The 18,089-nt window shown below is 59.9% G+C and carries 14 protein-coding genes and 1 tRNA gene; 11 read left to right on the top strand and 4 right to left on the bottom strand.

Going from position 1 to position 18,089, the window contains the following annotated elements:
* The first annotated feature begins 137 nt into the window (after positions 1-137).
* From SFLMC1_RS09580 to SFLMC1_RS09565, 4 genes are all read left to right on the top strand, one after another.
* Positions 138-1,706, top strand: coding sequence for a threonine/serine exporter ThrE family protein (locus SFLMC1_RS09580; RefSeq protein ID WP_226814202.1), 1,569 nt, complete (start codon positions 138-140; stop codon positions 1,704-1,706).
* Positions 1,707-2,016: 310 nt separating this feature from the next.
* A complete protein-coding gene (locus tag SFLMC1_RS09575; protein WP_152073397.1) occupies positions 2,017-2,610 on the top strand; it encodes a DUF2798 domain-containing protein in 594 nt (197 codons plus the stop codon).
* 187 nt (positions 2,611-2,797) lie between these two features.
* A complete protein-coding gene (locus SFLMC1_RS09570) occupies positions 2,798-5,440 on the top strand; it encodes an ATP-dependent Clp protease ATP-binding subunit (protein WP_152073398.1) in 2,643 nt (880 codons plus the stop codon).
* Positions 5,441-5,765: 325 nt separating this feature from the next.
* Positions 5,766-7,223 carry an aminoacyl-histidine dipeptidase gene (locus SFLMC1_RS09565; protein ID WP_152073399.1) on the top strand — a complete coding sequence of 486 codons (1,458 nt, stop codon included), beginning with the start codon at positions 5,766-5,768 and terminating at the stop codon, positions 7,221-7,223.
* Between the two features lie 126 nt (positions 7,224-7,349).
* Here SFLMC1_RS09565 and SFLMC1_RS09560 read toward each other — a convergent pair whose 3' ends face one another.
* The 3 genes from SFLMC1_RS09560 to SFLMC1_RS09550 form a co-directional block, all read right to left on the bottom strand.
* Positions 7,350-8,654 carry a type II toxin-antitoxin system HipA family toxin gene (locus SFLMC1_RS09560; protein WP_152073400.1) on the bottom strand — a complete coding sequence of 435 codons (1,305 nt, stop codon included), beginning with the start codon at positions 8,652-8,654 and terminating at the stop codon, positions 7,350-7,352.
* A gap of 3 nt (positions 8,655-8,657) precedes the next feature.
* Positions 8,658-9,128, bottom strand: a complete 471-nt coding sequence (locus tag SFLMC1_RS09555; RefSeq protein ID WP_222838067.1) for a multiprotein-bridging factor 1 family protein — start codon at positions 9,126-9,128, stop codon at positions 8,658-8,660.
* 128 nt (positions 9,129-9,256) lie between these two features.
* The gene (locus tag SFLMC1_RS09550) at positions 9,257-9,841 is read right to left on the bottom strand and encodes a manganese efflux pump MntP family protein (protein ID WP_152073401.1); all 585 of its coding nucleotides are present in this window, start codon (positions 9,839-9,841) and stop codon (positions 9,257-9,259) included.
* 374 nt (positions 9,842-10,215) lie between these two features.
* Here SFLMC1_RS09550 and disA point away from each other — a divergent pair, with 374 nt between their 5' ends.
* The 6 genes from disA (at position 10,216) to SFLMC1_RS09520 (ending at position 15,666) form a co-directional block, all read left to right on the top strand.
* The gene (gene disA / locus SFLMC1_RS09545) at positions 10,216-11,256 is read left to right on the top strand and encodes a DNA integrity scanning diadenylate cyclase DisA (protein WP_373422684.1); all 1,041 of its coding nucleotides are present in this window, start codon (positions 10,216-10,218) and stop codon (positions 11,254-11,256) included.
* Positions 11,256-11,984: a 2-C-methyl-D-erythritol 4-phosphate cytidylyltransferase gene (ispD, locus tag SFLMC1_RS09540; RefSeq protein WP_152073403.1), complete on the top strand. Its 729-nt coding sequence runs from the start codon at positions 11,256-11,258 to the stop codon at positions 11,982-11,984. Before disA ends, ispD begins: the two co-directional genes overlap by 1 nt.
* On the top strand, positions 11,974-12,468 hold the full coding sequence (gene ispF / locus SFLMC1_RS09535; protein WP_006234975.1) for a 2-C-methyl-D-erythritol 2,4-cyclodiphosphate synthase: 495 nt from the start codon (positions 11,974-11,976) through the stop codon (positions 12,466-12,468). The genes ispD and ispF overlap by 11 nt, the downstream gene beginning before the upstream one ends.
* A 3-nt stretch (positions 12,469-12,471) precedes the next feature.
* Entirely contained in the window at positions 12,472-13,938 is a 1,467-nt protein-coding gene (cysS, locus tag SFLMC1_RS09530) for a cysteine--tRNA ligase (RefSeq protein ID WP_152073404.1), read from the top strand.
* A 123-nt stretch (positions 13,939-14,061) separates the two neighbouring features.
* Entirely contained in the window at positions 14,062-14,985 is a 924-nt protein-coding gene (gene rlmB / locus SFLMC1_RS09525) for a 23S rRNA (guanosine(2251)-2'-O)-methyltransferase RlmB (protein ID WP_152073405.1), read from the top strand.
* A 3-nt stretch (positions 14,986-14,988) separates the two neighbouring features.
* A complete protein-coding gene (locus tag SFLMC1_RS09520; protein WP_152073406.1) occupies positions 14,989-15,666 on the top strand; it encodes an NYN domain-containing protein in 678 nt (225 codons plus the stop codon).
* A gap of 27 nt (positions 15,667-15,693) precedes the next feature.
* Here SFLMC1_RS09520 and SFLMC1_RS09515 read toward each other — a convergent pair whose 3' ends face one another.
* Positions 15,694-17,034 (bottom strand): DNA-binding protein, encoded by a 1,341-nt coding sequence (locus SFLMC1_RS09515; RefSeq protein WP_152073407.1) that lies wholly within the window; start codon positions 17,032-17,034, stop codon positions 15,694-15,696.
* Between the two features lie 161 nt (positions 17,035-17,195).
* On the opposite strand from SFLMC1_RS09515, the gene SFLMC1_RS09510 reads away from it, so the two are divergent.
* Positions 17,196-17,270: transfer RNA gene (locus SFLMC1_RS09510), tRNA-Thr, on the top strand.
* Positions 17,271-18,089: the final 819 nt, after the last annotated feature.

Raw genomic sequence — 18,089 nt, 5'->3', positions numbered from 1 at the left:
CTGGTCGTTTAAGAACGTCCCCAATGACTACCCAACGGTTATTGAGCACATGGCTCGCATGACAGCTGTCTCTTTTATGTTTCCTTTAGCCGCTGCTGCCTTGGATGGGGGTTAGTCGGCAGGAAGGGAGCGTCAATATGAACGACGCGAGCGAGCGCGCAATCGAAGAGGACATGCTCGATCAGTTCAATTACTTTGATGATGAGGACGAGGAATTGATCGATCGTCGCGAGCCGGCGGCACTCGATGCTTTCGACCTTGTTGATGAAGAGCCCGACGAGGACGAGGTCGAATCGACGGAACCTCCACAGCCTTCGCGCCTTGACTTGCTGCTTTCGAGAGCCCCCATGCACCACGGCGTCCGTGCCGGCGCCCTCCATATGAAAACTGACTGGCGCCAAATCGTGACCGCGGGCGATGAGCTTGCCGTCGATGCGCCGCTCACCGATAAATCATCCATCATCTGCCGCACCGGCATGCTTATGCTCGCGAGCGGAACGGGTGCCTGGCGCGTGCGCGATACCATGAATCGTGTTGCTGCCGTACTCGGCGTCACGATTCACGTCGACCTGAGTCTCCTATCGTTTGAATGCACCTGCATCGAAGATGGCCACTGCTTTAACGAGGTCGTCAGCCTACCCACAACGGGAGTCAATACTCATCGCATTTGGATGATGGAGAGCTTCTTAAAGGAAATCGAGATTTACGGGCGCCGGTTTACCGTGCACGAGTACCACGAGATGCTTAAGACCGTTGAGAGCTCAAAGCCCGATTACGCTCCCTGGCAACAGGGCCTTGCGGCGGCCTGTGCTTGCGCCGCCTTCGTCTTTTTGCTCGGCGGCGGCCCTATCGAGATGGCCTGTGCATTCGCGGGCGCTGGTGTCGGCAACTTTGCTCGTTCCCATATTCTCAAGCAGGGCCTTGGCCAGTTTAGTGCGCTGACGATCGGCGTTGCGCTCGCTTGCGTCTCGTATCTGCTGGCATTGCTCGGCCTTGGCCAGGTCATACCGGGGGCAATGTCGCACCAAGAAGGCTATATCGGCGCCATGCTCTTTGTGATCCCCGGCTTTCCTCTCATTACGGCAGGCCTCGACATAGCTAAGCTTGATATGCGAAGCGGTATCGAACGTCTGTCATATGCCGTATCGATTATTGTGATGGCGACGCTCGTAGGTTGGATGGTTGCCGAGTGTGTGGGGCTGGCGCCGGACGACTTTGCGCCGCTCGGCCTTTCGCCGCTTGCCCTTACGCTCCTGCGCGTGGTGATGAGCTTCGTCGGCGTATTCGGATTCTCGGTGATGTTCAACAGCCCGGTAAAGATGGCAGCGGCGGCAGGGCTCATCGGCGCCGTGTCCAATACCCTGCGCCTTACGCTCGTCGATGCACCGACGCTGTTTCCCTTCCTGGGCCTGAGCGCAGGTATGCCTCCCGAGGCAGCAGCGTTTATCGGTGCGCTGGTATCGGGGCTGCTCGCGAGCTTAGCCGAAATCAAGCTCACCTACCCACGTATCGCCCTCACGGTGCCATCGATTGTCATTATGGTGCCGGGCTTATATCTGTATCGCTCGATGTATTACATGTGCACCTTCGACACGGTCAATATGCTCGGCTGGTTTGTGCGTGCAGTGCTCATCGTGGCGTTTCTGCCCGTTGGCCTTGGTGTGGCGAGAACCCTCACCGACCCTCGCTGGCGCCACACCAGCTAATTGGTGCAAGGGGGACAGGCTACTGTGCACCAAATGAGTTGCGGTGAAATAGGGACTGAATTGCTGCTTCAAGGGCCAAAACAGTCCGTATTCCACCGCAACTTATGGGGTCGGGGGATTATTGGTGTCCTGCATCTTCATAAACTCAACGCTTACGAAACGCGGGGTTTTCGTGCTAGGCTGGTTCCACCACATAAGTAGTCGCAGACGCACGTATCACGGGCGGGCGAGATGAAGTCCCAACAGCTCCATCTCGCCCGCCCGTTTTTGTTGTGCGTCGCGGCGCAACACAGAAAGGACCATGCCCTTTATGCCTATCAACAAACGAGAGAGCCTGCTGTTCACCTTTATCATGTGCTTTTGCATGGTGCTCTGGATGAGCATCTACAACGTTGCCCTGCAGCATGGGGCCATCAACGGCGAGGTCATTGCCGCTGCATGGCTCGGCTTCCCCGTTGCCTACGTCTTTGCCATGTGCTGCGACTGGTTTATCGCCAGCCCGCTGGCCAAGGGTTTCGCCTTTAAATTCCTGGTCACGCCGGGCAAGAGCTCTCCTCTTGCCATGACGCTCGCCGTCAGCTCCTGCATGGTCGTTCCCATGGTCATCATCATGTCGCTCTACGGTGCGTGCGAGGGCCTGTTCCACATGCCCGGCAGCCCGCTCGCAAACCTGCAGATGCTGCCGATGATGTGGCTCATCAACATCCCGCGCAACTTTATCATGGCCCTGCCCTGGAACCTGCTCGCGGCTGGTCCGGTTGCTCGCTTTGTCTTCCGCCGCGCCTTCCCCATGGGAACCGTCTTTGAAGAGCAGCATATGGAGCTCGTGCGCATGCCGGGCGCTCCCGTTGCCGATGCCGTCAATGACGTTGCCGAGAACATGGGTGTCGAGCCTGCCTGCTAGGCAACAGCCTCTAACCTAGAGCGCCCGCCGCACCCGGCGATTCCTTTTTTGTAGACGTTGTCGCACGGCTACGGGCGGGAAAGGTCCCAACGGTTAACATATACTCCATATGGGTAAAGAGACCAAAGCGCTGCCGCGGGACGGCGCTTTGCGTTTGAAAAAACTAGCTCGTCTAAGAGGAACTAGCATGTTAGACCGTTTTACCGATCGTGCGCGTAAGGTCATGTCCATGGCCAAGCAAGAGGCGCTCGATCTTCATTCAAATAAGGTGGGCACCGAGCACCTGCTGCTCGCGCTTGCTAAGGAGGACGAGGGCATTGCCGCCGAGGCACTGCGTTCGCTCGACATCTCCTACGATGACATCATGGACACGCTCAAAGAGGTCCAGACCACGGTTCCCGAGCCCAGTGAGGAGACCGAGGCCGCTAAGCTCGCCTTTACGCCGCTCGTCATCAGCGTGATGGAGCGCTCTTTCCGCGTGGCACGCGAGAACAACCAGACCTATGTGTCGACCGAGCACCTGCTGATCGGCATCGTCGAAGAGGGCAACGGCATGGCCATGGATATCCTCATGCGCCTGGGTGTGTCGTCTGCCTCCATCAAAAAGGCTATCGAGAAACTCACCGCCAAGGACCAGGACAAGAAGCGTCCGCTCGCCAGCGCCGGTGCCGGTCGTCCCGGCGCGGGCCTGCCGTTCTTTAGCGGCTCGGATGTCTCGCAGCAAAAGGGGAGTGGCACCGATACGCTTAAGCAGTTCGCAATCAACCTCACGCAGAAGGCGCGCGATGGCGAGCTCGACCCTGTAATTGGTCGCGAAAAGGAAGTCCAGCGTATGATGGAAATTCTTTCGCGCCGCACCAAGAACAACCCGCTCATTCTGGGCGACCCCGGCGTGGGCAAGACGGCCATCGTCGAGGGCCTGGCTCAGCAGATTGCAGTCGGCAACGTGCCCGAGAACCTCATGAACCAGAATATCTGGACGCTCGACCTGCCGGGCCTCGTGGCAGGTGCCAAATATCGCGGCGAGTTTGAGGAGCGCCTCAAGAACGTGATCCAGGAGGCAACCGAAGCCGACGACGTCATCCTGTTTATCGACGAGATGCACACCATCATCGGTGCCGGTTCTTCCGAGGGTTCCATCGATGCGAGCTCCATGCTCAAGCCGGTGCTCGCGCGCGGTGCCTTCCAGATTATCGGCGCCACCACGGCCGAGGAATTCCGCAAGTACCTCACCAAGGACCCGGCCTTCGAGCGTCGCTTCCAGACCATCGATGTCGAGGAGCCGAGCGTCGAGGACACGGTCAAGATCCTGACCGCGCTCAAGCCGCGCTACGAGGAGCACCATCATGTGCGCTATACGCAGGGTGCTATCGAGGCCGCCGCGAACCTTTCCAACCGCTACATCCAGGATCGCTTCCTGCCCGATAAGGCTATCGACCTCATCGACGAGGCCGGTGCCCGCGCTCGCATCGCCGCGAATCGCGCGCCCGAGCCGGTGCGCGAGGCCGAGCATCGCATTGAGGAGCTCAAGGCCGCCGCGCAGGAGGCCACCGAGAGCGACGACATGAACAAGGCCGCCGAGATCACCGAGCAGCAGAAGGCTGCCGAGATCGAGCTCGCCGAGGCCAAGGCCGCCTGGACGGCCGAGCTCGACGCCAGCCCGCTCACCATCGACGTGAGCCAGATCGCCGACATCGTGTCCGTGACTTCGGGCGTGCCGGTGTCCTCGCTTACCGAGAGCGAGAGCCGTCGCCTGCTGCAAACCGAAAGCGTGCTCAAGATGCGCATCATCGGTCAGGATGAGGCTGTCGAGGCAGTTGCCAAGGCCGTGCGCCGCAGCCGCTCGCCGCTCAAGGATCCGCGTCGCCCAGGCGGCAGCTTTATCTTCCTGGGCCCCACCGGCACGGGCAAGACCGAGCTCGCCAAGACGCTCGCCGAGTACCTCTTTGGCAGCAAGGATGCGCTCATCAGCTTCGACATGTCCGAGTTCGGTAGCGAGTTCGAGGTCTCCAAGCTCATCGGTAGCCCTCCGGGTTACGTCGGTCACGACGAGGGCGGCCAGCTCACCAAGGCCGTTCGTCGCCACCCGTACTCGGTTGTGCTGTTCGACGAGATCGAGAAGGCGCACCCCGACATCTTCAACATCCTGCTGCAGGTGCTGGAGGAGGGTCGTCTGACCGATAGCCAGGGCAAGACGGTCGACTTCCGCAACACCGTGATCATCATGACATCCAACGTGGGCGCCCGCGAGATTGCGCAGGATGCAAGCGTTGGCTTTGGCACCACCGGCGAGCAGGGCCTCACCTCGAGTGAGATCCGCAGTCGCGCGATGGGTGAGCTCAAGCGCCTGTTCCGCCCCGAGCTGCTCAACCGCATCGACGACATCGTGGTGTTCCAGAAGCTCTCGGGTGAGAATCTCACCAAGATCGCGCACCTGCTGGTGGACGACCTGCGTCAGCGTTTGATTGCCAACGGCATGAACATCAAGCTTACCGATGCGGCCTATGACAAGATCGTGGCGGAGGGCACCGACCTCACCAACGGTGCGCGTCCGCTGCGCCGCGCCATCCAAAAGCTCATCGAGGACCCGCTGTCTGAGGAGCTTTTGGCCGGCGAGTGGGGCTGTGGCGATACCGTCCTGTGCGACGTGGCCGATGGCAAGTTTGTCTTTAGCCACGGCACGGGCGAGATCCCGGCACCGCGTCCGGCGGGCACACTCGGTGGTGATATCGCCCCGGCGGCACCGCACACCGGAAACGCCGCGCCTGTGAGCAGTGGTGTGACCTCGGGCCCCGGCGGCATGATGCAAGCCGGTTCCGGCGCGCTATAGGGCGTAACAAAACCTTGTGTCCACGAGGGCGTTCCAAAGGAGCGCCCTTTTTCTGTTGAAAAGGCCCCTTCGTTAAAAGTAAATCTCATTAAACATACCAATGGCGTATGCATAAACGTTGATCAAGCGTTGAGGTTGGTTGAAGGGTCAAACGTCCCTTCGGCGCGGCCCGTCTAACCTGCTTTATCTTAATAAAGTGGTGTTTTCCCACCGTTAGCCGATGATGCGAGAGCGCTCGGCGTTTTCGACTGATTTATGCAAACGAAGTCTGGGAATATACAAGGCGCATGTCTTATTGTCTAACCAGTTGCGCCAAGGAGGCACCATGGACTACAAGATTACCGGCTACGAGCCCGCCCAGCTGTTCCATTTCTTTGAGGAGATCAGCGCGATCCCCCGTGGGTCTGGCAACGAGAAGGGCATCAGCGATTTCCTGGTCGCGTTTGCCAAGGAGCGCGGCCTTGACGTGTATCAGGACGAGGTCTACAACGTCATCATTCGCAAGCCCGCTTCTGCCGGCGCCGAGAATGCCCCGACCGTCATGCTGCAGGGCCACATCGACATGGTGTGCGACAAGCTGGGCTCCGTCGAGCACGACTTTACGACCGATGGTATCGACCTGGTCGTCAAGGACGGCGTCCTCACCGCTAACGGCACCACCCTGGGCGCCGACAACGGCATTGCCGTCGCTCTGATGCTCACTGTTCTCGATGACGATTCGATCGTTCACCCCGCTCTCGAGTGCGTATTCACCACCGACGAGGAGACTGGCCTGGTCGGCGCCGAGACGCTCGACAAGTCCCAGATTAGCGCCCGCACCATGATTAACCTTGACTCCGAGGAAGAGGGCGTTGCCACCGTCAGCTGCGCCGGCGGCGTCGTTGTTACCTACACCTGCCCCATCGTGCGCGAGCACAAGACCGGTAGCACCCTCACGCTCGACATCTCCGGCCTGCTGGGCGGTCACTCCGGCTCCGACATCAACCTGGAGCGCGGCAACGGCAACCTCATCATGGCCCGTATCATCGACCGCCTGATGGTTGCCGGCGAGCCCGCCATCGTCAGCTTTAACGGCGGCACCAAGGACAACGCCATCAACCGTGAGTGCAAGGCCGTTCTGATCTATGCCGACCACGCTGCCGCCGAGGCAGCGGCCCAGATCGCAAAGGGCATCATCGCCGACGTCACTGCCGAACTCGAGGTCTTCGACCCCGGCTTTGCCTGCACCGTCGAGATTGCCGACGACGCCGAGGTCGAGGCCATGGACCAGAAGTCCGCGCTTGCCCTCATCCGCGCCCTGCGTCTTGCCCCTAACGGCGTGATTCGCCGCAACGTCGCCACCGACGGCTCCGTCGAGGTTTCCTCCAACATCGGTGTGGTTGCGACTTCTGACGACCAGGTCAAGATCATGCTGTCCCCGCGCTCCTCGATCACCTCGCTGCAGAATGAGTTCAAGGACCGCCTGCAGACGCTGGCCGATGTTCTGGGCTTCGACGCCAAGTTTGAGTTCGAGTATCCCGGCTGGAGCTATGCCGAGCATTCGCCGGTCCGCGACATCTTTGTCGAGAGCTATCGTGAGCTCTTCGGCTCCGAGCTGCGCATCGAGTCCATCCACGCCGGCCTTGAGTGCGGCCTGTTCGCCGAGGCCCTGCACGGCCTGGACGCCATCGCCGTGGGTCCGACGCTCTCCGATGTCCACACCCCGGACGAGAGCATGGAGCTCGCTTCTGCCGAGCGCTTCTACGAGCTGCTCATCGACGTCCTCAAGCGCCTCGCTGCGTAAAGGTTGCACGAGCAGCAGTCCGAGCCACGTGCTGGCGGCTTGTAAATGACATTACGAGAGGGGGCATCCGAGCTTTTGCGACGGGTGCCCCCTCTCTTCTTTTAAGAAATGTGAATTGATTGGCGCCTAGCCCATATCCGCCCTGATGAGGTCGAGGGTGCGCTGGCAGTTTTCGCGGACGGGGCCGAGCATATGCTCGCGCAGGTCTGCCATGCCGGGCAAGTCGGCGTATTCGTCCATAATCTCTTCCATACAAATGGGCACCTCGTAGGCGAGGTCCATCATGGTCGCAAAGCAAAACTTCTCGGATAGCCCGGCATCGGTGAGTGCCGCCTCCAGCGCGGGGTCGCTCATACCGTGGTATCGGCGGATAGCGCCTGGACCGATGCGCCCCACACGATTTTCGCCGCCAACGCTCATGGCAAGGCGCGCCCGGCGGCGCATACGCTCATACGCCAACCCCGACGCGACATCGTACATTCGAGTCATCATGGCTGTGCCATCGTTTCCAAGGAGCAGGGAATAGTTTTTCGCATGCGCATCAGGTGCGCCGATAATGGCGTTGAAGAACAGTATCTGCGTAAACAGATACAGGTTAAGTTGATGGTGGCTCGTATGTACGAGGAGCTCTTGAATGTCGCGTGTGGTTGGGCCGCCGTCTGCCGTGTACTTTTGGGCGGGCATCACCCCAAGTGCCTGACAGAGGTCTTCTTGATGTAGGCGCCTGATCGTTCCGTCTTCGACTTTCACGCGGTCATAGCGCTCAACAATGAGGGCAGGTTCGTCCTCAAACATACGATATTCGACGTTTGCCGTTGCGATACCGGCGCGCTGGGCGCTTTTCATGCAGACAAACTCATTGAGAGCCTCGAGTTTAAATCCGATAACGCCATTTTTGAAAATATGTGTCGTGGGCGAGGAGCCCATGCATTCGCACCAGCGGCCGTTTATGAACGCGAGCGCGAACTTGCCCTGGTTGCCTCCAAGTGACCAACTTTCATTTAGACCCATCCACGATGCATCGCGGTCATCTCTGATCGACTTGAGACGGAGAGCTATTTCGTGGTCGTCTATAGGGCGGTATTCGCCAGTGCGATGCAAGACGGCGTCGATATCTTCTTCGGCACAAAATTGCACGCCGCCCGGACAGTCGAGTCCGATATGGCTGAGCAGCGCAACGGGATTGTTGGGCCTAATGTCGAATTCGGCGGCAATCGCTTTTCGTTGGTCCTCGCTGTCGGGTAGAAGGCCAAACAGGTACGGATTCATGACCTGTTGTCCGTATGTGCGATTCGATACGGGTATGTTGGTCGATAGGGCTGGCCCGTCATAGTCATGATCGTAGGTAAAGCTGATAAGACCGTTCTCATCTTGCGTGAGCGTTCCCGCAGGTACGCCGCAAATAATGGTCCGAAGTGATGTTCTGGCCATTGGCTATTTCCCTTCGGGCCCGGTTTGGTTAGATGCGTTTGCGGCAATCGAGATTCCGAGATTGGACATGGCGAAATCGGCGAAGACCTCGTCGTAGAGTGCGGATGTAAAGGGGGCATCTGCAAGAGCCGGAATGGCGGTACTACGACGGTTGCGATGAGAGGGGCGTTGGGCGTGATGGCGTCTGGGGGTACTGCGAGGTTGCAGATCAGCATGCGGGACGTTGGCTGATTGCTCGTTATTCGTTTTGGCGATATCCCCTTGAGCGGCGAGCGCCAGTCCGAGAGCATTGAAGATCGCCAATAGCTTGTCGAGCCGAATACCCGTGGCGTCTCCTAGCTCGAGCGATGCGAGCAGGCGCTCCGAAACACCGGCTTTTTTAGCGAGGGCCGCACGGGTGATTCCCTGAGCCTCGCGTGCCTGGCGCACATAGATGCCAGCTTGGCGCGGTGTGGTGATGGGAAGGGTATCCACAGCGATCTCCTAACATGCAGACTTTTGCATATCAGTATGACATGCAAAAGTCTGCACGAAAAGACATTATGCAAAACTTTGCATGAGGCCTTGTACTGGCGTTGAGTTTTGAGCGATTGTGTCTGGCGTTACAGCGCCAAAATCCCCAGATGCTCAAGCAAGATTTTAAGCCCGATGAGGATGAGCGCGACGCCACCCACGACGGTGGCGGGTTTTTCGTAGCGCGCGCCAAAGGTGTGGCCGATCGCTACGCCGGCGACGGAGAAGATAAACGTTGTGACGCCGATAAGCGATACAGCGGGAACGATATCGACCGAGAGCGCCGCAAACGAGATGCCCACGGCTAGGGCGTCGATTGAGGTGGCGATGGCGAGGATCAGGTACTCGCCCAGGTCAATCTCTTCGGCATCCTTGCCGTCGCCTTCATCCTCATCCTTGTCTTCGGTAAAGGCTTCCCACAGCATTTTGCCGCCGATGAAGGCGAGCAGGATAAAGGCAATCCAATGGTCGATGGGTCCGATGATGCCTATGAATTGACTGCCGAGCGCCCATCCGATTACGGGCATGCCGGCCTGAAAGCCGCCAAAGAACAGGCCGAGTACCACGGCGACCTGAAGGTTGATCTTTTTCATGCCAAGACCCTTGCAGATGGAAACGGCAAAGGCGTCCATCGAAAGGCCAGCGGCGAGCAACACGAGCTCTGCGAGTCCCATAGTCTGGCTCCCTCTCTGCGGGCGGGCCCGCGTGTACCTCTTGGGGGAGTAACAAAAAAGACCCGTGGCGTACGCGTTGCGCGCACAGCCACGAGTCTCGTTCATTAAGGCAAGCCAGGCCGCATCGGCCAGTATGTTGACTTGCCGCGCCATCGGAGGCGAACCCGATCACGCGACTGCTCCCTCATTTATGCGAATCCCGATGCTAGCACATAAGCAGCTCATTTGGGCTGGGGCTCTCGGCTGTGTTCGCTCATTCTGTAAGCATCGGATTTCGTGGCTGCTGCGGGGGCAAACCGTGAGAAACTATTTAGCGTTTATGGAGCGTATGCGATGGGAGCGATGCCTTGGATAAGAACGAGCTGCAAAAGCGTATGGAACAGGCCATCCGCCTGACGGCACCTGGTCAGCCGGTCCGCACCGCCCTCGACATGATCATCGCCGGTCACCTGGGCGCCCTTATCTGCGTTGGCGACACCGAAAACGTGCTCGCTGCCGGTAACGACGGCTTTCCGCTCAACATTTCGTTTACCTCGAACCGTCTGTTCGAGCTCTCCAAGATGGACGGTGCCATCGTCATCGACGGCGACCTCACCCAGATCCTGCGCGCCAACTTCCACCTCAATCCCGATCCCTCGCTCGCCACGAGCGAGACGGGCATGCGTCACCGCACCGCCGCTCGCATGTCGGTGCTCACCGATGCCATCGTGATCTCGGTCTCGGCCCGTCGTGCCGTCGTTAACGTGTACGTTCACGGCAAGAGCTACGAGATCCAGCCCGTCACCACCATCATGAGCTCGGTCAACCAGCTCGTCGCCACGCTCCAGACTACCCGTCAGTCGCTCGATCGCTCCCTGCTGCGTCTGACGGCCCTCGAGCTCGACGACTACGTTACGCTCGCCGACATTACCGGTATTTTCTCGAGCTTCGAGATCATGCAGCAGGCAAAGACCGAGCTTAAGGATTGCATCGTCAAGCTGGGCAACCAGGGCAAGCTCGTGCAGATGCAGCTCGAGCAGCTTGCCGGTTCCAGCATGGATACCGAATACGACCTGATGATCCGTGACTACGCGAGCGATTCCTCCGAGGCAAACGCCGAGAAGATTCGCGCAGAGCTCGCTCGCATGACGCCTAAGGACCTGTCCGACCCACAGCATGTAGCGGCGGTTCTGGGTTACGACGACCTGGACGAGGACTCCGTCATGACGCCGCTGGGCCTGCGTACGCTTTCGCGCGTGTCCGTCGTGCGCGACGGCGTGGCCGAGAAAATCGTCGATGAGTACGGCTCGTTGCAGGAGCTCATGGACGACATCAGCGAGGACCCGGAGCGCCTGGGCGACTTTGGCGTCAACAACCCTGCCATTCTTGCGGACTCGCTGTACCGCATGAAGGGCACCAAACAGGGGAACGCATAATGGCGCCCGTATGCGCCGTGGTCGTTGCCGGCGGCAGCGGCCAGCGCTTTGGAAATCCCGGCGGCAAGCAGCTCGTTAACGTGGCGGGTCGTTCGCTCATGAGCTGGTCCATCCGCGCGTTCGATCGTAGCGACAAGGTCGGCCACATTGTGGTGGTGTGTCCTGCCGAGCGCCGTGCCGAAATGCGCCGCCTGGCCATCGACCCGTTTGACTATGACACGCCCATCAGTTTTGCCGATGCCGGCGATACCCGTCAGGATTCCACCCGTGCCGGCGTGCACGCGGTGCCGGCGGGCTTTGAATACGTCGCCATTCACGATGGCGCTCGTCCGCTCATCACGACCGAGGCCATCGATCATGCGATCGACGTGCTTGTGGGCGACCGCTCGCTCGACGGTGTCGTGTGCGGTCAGCCCGCGATCGACACGCTCAAGATCGTCGACGGCGATAACATCGTCGAGACGCCGCCGCGCGAGCTCTATTGGGCCGCGCAGACGCCGCAGATCTTTAGCGTCGACGCTATGAAGCGCGCTCACGCCGCTGCTATCGCCGAGGGCTTTATCGGTACCGACGATTCATCGCTGGTCGAGCGCATGGGCGGGCGCGTCTGCTGTGTCCAGAGCCCGCGCGATAACCTTAAGGTGACGGTGCCCGAGGACCTGCGTCCTGTAACCGCGATTCTGCTTGGCCGCATGGCCGAGGGAGAGGACCTTCCCCATGTTCAGTAACCTGCGCATTGGCCACGGCTACGACGTCCACCGTTTGGTGGAGGGGCGTCGATGCATCATCGGCGGGGTCGACATTCCCTACGAGCGCGGCCTGCTGGGCCACTCGGATGCCGATGTGCTCGCGCACGCCTTGGCCGACGCCATTCTAGGCGCCTGCCGCGGGGGAGACATCGGCAAGCTCTTCCCCGACACCGATCCCGCCTACGAGGGCGCCGATTCGATGGTGCTGCTCGCTCGCGTGATGGACTATGCGCGCGAGCTGGGCTTTGAGTTTGTCGATGCCGACTGCACCATTGCCTGCCAGCAGCCTAAGATCACCCCGCACCGCGATGCCATGCGCGCCAACTTGGCCCATGCCCTGGGCGTTGACGTCGAAAACGTGGGCGTCGCCGCCACCACGACCGAAAAGCTCGGTTGGGAAGGCCAGGGCGAGGGAATCGGCGCTTGGGCCGTCTGCCTGCTACAGAAAACCGTTAAGGAGTGACGAATGCGTATCTACAACAGCGCTACCCATAAAAAGGAAGAGTTCCAGCCTATCGAGTCCGGCAAGGTCCGCATGTACGTGTGCGGCCCCACGGTCTACGACAACATTCACATCGGCAACGCCCGCACGTTCATCAGCTTCGATGTGATTCGCCGCTGGCTCATCGCGAGCGGCTACGAGGTCACGTTCGCCCAGAACCTTACCGATGTCGATGACAAGATCATCAAGCGCGCCAACGAGCAGGGCCGCACTGCTGCCGAGGTCGCGACGGAGTTCTCGGACAAGTTCATCGGCGTCATGCGCGCTGCCAACGTGCTCGATCCCGATGTGCGTCCCCGCGCCACCAAGGAGATCGGCCCCATGATCGCCATGATCAAGGCGCTTATCGAGCAGGGCCACGCTTACGCAGCCGATAACGGCGACGTGTACTTTGCCGTGCGCAGCGATCCCAACTATGGTCAGGTCTCGGGCCGCAACATCGACGACCTTATGGTTGGCGCGCGCATCGAGGAAAACGAGGACAAGAACGACCCGCTCGACTTTGCCCTGTGGAAGGCCGCCAAGCCCGGCGAGCCCAGCTGGCCGAGCCCCTGGGGCGAGGGCCGTCCCGGTTGGCACACCGAGTGCGCCGCCATGGTACATCGCTACCTGGGCACCCCGATCGACATCCACGGCGGCGGCTCCGACCTTGCCTTCCCGCATCACGAGAACGAGTGCGCCCAGGCCACCTGCGCCTGGCACCAGGGCTTCTCCAACACCTGGATGCACACGGGCATGCTGCTGGTAGACGGCGAGAAGATGTCCAAGTCGCTCGGCAACTTCTTTACGCTGGCCGAGGTCCTCGAGCAGCACTCCGCTGCCGCCCTGCGCCTGCTGATGCTGCAGACGAGCTATCGCTCGCCGCTCGATTTTTCTTGGGAGCGCCTGGAGGGTGCCGAGAACTCGCTCACGCGTATCGCTGGTACGGTCGAGAACCTGCGCTGGGCCGCGAACCATGCGACGGCCGATGCCGATGAGGCAGCATCCGAAGCGTTTGCCGCCAAGGCCGCCGAGACTCGTGCCGCCTTTAAGGAGTGCATGGATGACGACTTTAACACCGCTGGTGCCATGGGTGCCGTCTTTGGCTTTGTGACCGAGTGCAACCAGTACCTGGAGCAGGCGGGCGACGCTGCCGACAAGGCCGCCGCGCTTGCCGCCGCCGACACGCTGGCCGAGCTGCTTGATACGTTTGGCGTTGAGCTTCCCGAGCCCAAGGTCGAGCTGCCGTTGGGCCTGCTGGGCGTTGCCGCCGGCCTGGTCGCCTACACGGGCGCCGACGTGGACGAGGCCGCTGCCAAGATTCTCGAGGCTCGCGCCGAGGCCCGTGCCGCCAAGAACTGGGATCTGGCCGACGCCATCCGCGACCAGCTCAAGGACCTGGGCCTCACCATCGAGGATACTGCCGCGGGCACCCGTATTAAGACTCTCTAGAGGCCGCACGTTTGAGTAGGGACGCTTCGGGACCGGTCCGAAAATAATGCCGAAGGTGTTATTTTCGGACCTGTCCCAGGGCGTCCCGTCCGTTTTTCGTTTAAATATCTCGAGGTTTTCCATATGGCTGACAACCGCAAACGAGGGGGGTCTCGTCCTTACAACCCCGGTAAGGCTGGCGGTCGCCGCGACCAGCGCACCGGCCGTCCGCAGTGTGATGGTCGCGACCAGCAACGCGGCCGCGCCCAAGCGGCGCGTCCCCAGCGAGATCGCAACCGCGACAACGTTCAGGTCCCCAAGGGCGAGTTTATCGAAGGTCGCCGTGCTGCCGCCGAGGCGCTGCGTACCGGTTTTCCCATCAAGTGTGCGCTCATCGCCGAGGGCGGGGAGCGCGATGCCGCCTTGTCGCGCCTGGTCGACGACCTCAACGCCGCGGGTGTCCGCATGAAGTATGTGCCGCGCGCGCAGCTCGATGCGCTGTCGAGCCATGGCGCTCACCAGGGCATTGCGCTCGAGGTTGGCAACTTCCCCTATGCCGATGTTGCCGATATCCTCGACCGTGCGGGCGACGGTCCGGCGCTCGTCGTCGTGCTCGACCATGTGACCGACGATGGCAACTTTGGTGCGATCGTGCGCTCTGCCGAGGTCGTGGGCGCGGCCGGCGTCGTCATTGCCAATAAGCGTGCCGCCGGCGTGACCGTGGGCAGCTACAAGACCTCAGCCGGTGCCGTCATGCATCTGCCTATCGCACAGGTTCCCAATATCGCCCGTGCGCTCGACGACCTCAAGGCCGCCGGCTTTTGGGTGGGCGGTGCCTCCGAGCACGCCGAAGGCAGTTGCTGGGATGCTCCCTTCGAGGGTCGCGTGGCGCTCGTCATGGGCTCCGAGGGCGACGGCATCTCGCGCCTGGTGCTCGAGAAATGCGATTTTTTGACCAAGCTTCCCCAACGCGGCATGACCGAGAGCCTCAATGTTGCCCAGGCGACTACGGCGCTGTGCTTTGAGTGGCTGCGCCGCAATGCCGGCGAGCTCATGGGGGAGGAGTAGCGCATGTCCAAGAAGAACCGCGCCAAGTCCAAGGCCAAGCGCTTTGGCGAGGGCTCGGCCAAGCCGATTGTTTCGGCCGCGACCTATGGCGTGGGCGGCAATGCGTTTGCGCAGGCCATCGCCGATCCAGTCTCGACGGTGCACTCCAATAAGCCCGAACTGCTGGTGGTCGACGGCTACAACGTGATCCACTGCACGCCACGCTACGAAAAGCTCGTCTACGACCATTCCGACGATCCGTATTCCAGCGACATCCACGATATGGCGCGCACCGCGCTCATCAACGATGTTGCCGCGTTTGCCCAGGGCCGCTACGAGGCCGTAATCGTGTTCGACGGTGCGGGCAATATCTCCAGCGAGCGCCCCAACCTGCCGGCCCGTGGCGTGCGCATCGAGTTTTCGCCGACGGGCGTCTCCGCCGATACCGTGGTGCAGAAGCTCTGCATCGAGGCGCGCGAGGAAGGCCGCGCGTGCTCCGTGGTGTCGAGCGATGGCACGATCCAGGCCGTCGTCATGGGCAAGGGCGTCACGCGCATCTCGAGCCGTATGCTGGTGGACGAGATCAAACAGATCGATAACGACGTTCACGAGGCCGAGGAAGCCCCGCAGATCAAGATGACCCTGGGCAGCCGCCTGAGCCCCGATGCCCTGGCCAAGCTCAAGGCCCTCCGCGGGAGGTAGGGGAGCTGACGGCGCGACGCTGTCTCGCTAACTCCATTCAGCGATGTCGATCATTCTACGGAGGCGCCATGTAAGCGCCTCTTTTAGATATGGCAGCCTTGCCGTGAGCGCGTCGTTTCTGGACAGAATCTCGAGTGCCTCGTCAACGAAGCCTTCGAGTTTGTCGCCGTCAAACCAGCCCATGTCTTCGACGAGCAACATTTGTTTGGCGGGGCTTGAATGAAATTGTGCACTGATAAAACTGTGCTCTCCCGCCCTAAGCTCCTCTAGTGATATGTTGCACCAGAGTGATGAGCCCGAATCGAAGATGGGGGCTGGTCTACAGACCAGTGAGTTGACGTTTCGCACGAGGCCAAAGTTGCGCCAATGGCGATCATAGTTGGCAATGATGTCATCGCATACAATCATGCGGTCAAGGGCGTCTTTTATCTCTGCCGCTCCAAGATCCTCGCAGTTTGCCACATACCGTTCGTAATCGGTTAGTCGCACGTCTGCATTTGCATGCTGGTTTACATAGAACGCAGGGACATATTCTTCTTCGTCAGTTAAGAAGACATTGCATGTGCTCAAGGCGGAAGTACCCGCGCCTTCGAGCGAATAGGGTACATAATCGCAAGCGTTTAGGATGCGACGGTGAAGTGCAGTCGCTACCATCTCGTTATAGGGTTCCTGGTTTAGATGCGCACCTGCCTTGTGGAGGATTCGACGGTCACCCTCGCACGTCCAGTACTTTTGAAGATTGCCGTCCGAGGTGTTGTCGGGCTTTGCGGCAGCCGCCTTGCCCTCTGGGGCGAAGGGCGCGATGCTGAGAGAGACGTCGTCAAAAGCATTATTGAAGAAATTGATATCTTCCCACGCGAGACCGGAGTCTTGGGGCCTAATCCAATACTGGTCGGATAAGGAGAGGCCAAGATTTCGCTGTACGAGTTCATCGGGAACATCGACTGCGGCTTCTGCAAGCAGGGAGGCTAGCCCGATGCGTGCGAGCGGGATACCGCGGCCGCGCCACCAGATGCGGAAGGAGTCGAGCGATATGGGGCTATTAGGGCCAAATACTCCAATAGGGGCGTGGGCGTAATCGATGTCGGCACCGATGTGGATAAAGTCATTTCGCGATGTGCTGTAGATCAGCTGAGCGACCTCGTGCGTGCGATTCATGAGGGTGAATGCGATCTCGCTCTTACCGTGGCCGCGGCGGGGACGTCCCCCTCTTTTGGTTGCGGAGCGGAGTCGCGTGTCTACGCTGTCTTTGTCGATAAGCCACACGCCAGAAGCCTTGCGGGCAGTCAGTGCGCCGTTCCTAATGAGTTCCTGCACCCTGCGCGGGGTGATGCCGAGCAGTTCGGCTGCTTCCTTTGTAGTCAACATCGAGAAACCCTTCGCCAGAACGAATAGTTTTATATAGCCTATTGTAATTAAAACTATTCGTTCTGGCGAATAGTTTTGAGATGTGGTCGGTCGAAGGGTCTATTGCGCCCCGTCCGTAATTCCTTTATTCTTAACTGGCTTCGCGCGAAAGCGCCAAGTGTGCCAGTGTGGCGCAACGGTAGCGCAACTGATTTGTAATCAGTGGGTTGCAGGTTCGATTCCTGTCACTGGCTCCATGAGTTTTTGCAGGTCGGGGGCCGTATGGCTCCCGATTTTGCGTTTTCATGCAACAAACGTGCAACAATTAAATCGGAATTGCATTTATGTGTGTTTTGTGACCGAAAATCATGGTCAATAAAAACCCGTATAAGACCGGGTCCTAGGTGAATATCTTTGTCAAAAATCTGATAATCTCCGATCAAAAATGAATAGTGAGCTTCTGGCTGGAATCACAGGTTCTTCATAGATTGAAAATTAGCGCTATGAGTTTCGACTGAATTTCTTTAACTGGGAACATAAACTATAGTTTACGTTTTGTTATGTAATGTTTTGTTGTGTGGTTTTGGCACTACGTTTTGGCACGCTATTCCACACGGTTGATTTCCGATCTCAGCCGAACGCATTGAGCTGATGGCCCGCTCCCGCGGCTAGCCGAACGCCCCCGAGGCCCCATCCGGGACCCGGGGGTGGCATTTTCTCAGTTGAAGGAATGGTGGGGATGTGTTCCGATGGGTCCGGCGGCCATGCTCCGCCCGCCGCCCGGCACCTCTTCCCAGACTCAGCCGGACGGTCGGTCCGTCTATTCCGTTTTTCTCCTAGGCTAGGCCAGCGGGGCATCGCCCCTCTCTGCGCGCGCCCTCTCGATGAGCCCCGGCGTCAGGTCGAGATCGCCGAGCGGCACGTCCCCCACGCCGTGGGCGTCCAGCAGCGCCGCCGCGTGTTGATGTTCACTAAGAAGTGGTCCGAGTGATCACTGGCAAATGAGCACCGTGAGTACGAAAAATTGAGCAGTTTAAGCAAGAGGGCCGCGCCCCGGGGACCGGGGGCGCGGCCCC

The sequence above is a fragment of the Collinsella aerofaciens genome, from assembly GCF_901212495.1.
Taxonomy (GTDB): Bacteria; Actinomycetota; Coriobacteriia; order Coriobacteriales; family Coriobacteriaceae; genus Collinsella; species Collinsella aerofaciens_H.
This window is presented reverse-complemented; position numbering and strand designations above follow the sequence as displayed.

What these genes read in the sequence shown, in the direction of transcription:
- rlmB (WP_152073405.1), top strand. Translation starts at nt 14,062, where the DNA reads ATGGCTGACAACCGCAAACGAGGGGGGTCTCGTCCTTACAACCCCGGT.
- SFLMC1_RS09515 (WP_152073407.1), bottom strand. Translation starts at nt 17,034, where the DNA reads ATGTTGACTACAAAGGAAGCAGCCGAACTGCTCGGCATCACCCCGCGC.
- ispF (WP_006234975.1), top strand. Translation starts at nt 11,974, where the DNA reads ATGTTCAGTAACCTGCGCATTGGCCACGGCTACGACGTCCACCGTTTG.
- SFLMC1_RS09575 (WP_152073397.1), top strand. Translation starts at nt 2,017, where the DNA reads ATGCCTATCAACAAACGAGAGAGCCTGCTGTTCACCTTTATCATGTGC.
- cysS (WP_152073404.1), top strand. Translation starts at nt 12,472, where the DNA reads ATGCGTATCTACAACAGCGCTACCCATAAAAAGGAAGAGTTCCAGCCT.
- SFLMC1_RS09550 (WP_152073401.1), bottom strand. Translation starts at nt 9,841, where the DNA reads ATGGGACTCGCAGAGCTCGTGTTGCTCGCCGCTGGCCTTTCGATGGAC.
- SFLMC1_RS09570 (WP_152073398.1), top strand. Translation starts at nt 2,798, where the DNA reads ATGTTAGACCGTTTTACCGATCGTGCGCGTAAGGTCATGTCCATGGCC.
- SFLMC1_RS09580 (WP_226814202.1), top strand. Translation starts at nt 138, where the DNA reads ATGAACGACGCGAGCGAGCGCGCAATCGAAGAGGACATGCTCGATCAG.
- SFLMC1_RS09560 (WP_152073400.1), bottom strand. Translation starts at nt 8,654, where the DNA reads ATGGCCAGAACATCACTTCGGACCATTATTTGCGGCGTACCTGCGGGA.
- SFLMC1_RS09565 (WP_152073399.1), top strand. Translation starts at nt 5,766, where the DNA reads ATGGACTACAAGATTACCGGCTACGAGCCCGCCCAGCTGTTCCATTTC.
- disA (WP_373422684.1), top strand. Translation starts at nt 10,216, where the DNA reads ATGGAACAGGCCATCCGCCTGACGGCACCTGGTCAGCCGGTCCGCACC.
- SFLMC1_RS09520 (WP_152073406.1), top strand. Translation starts at nt 14,989, where the DNA reads ATGTCCAAGAAGAACCGCGCCAAGTCCAAGGCCAAGCGCTTTGGCGAG.
- ispD (WP_152073403.1), top strand. Translation starts at nt 11,256, where the DNA reads ATGGCGCCCGTATGCGCCGTGGTCGTTGCCGGCGGCAGCGGCCAGCGC.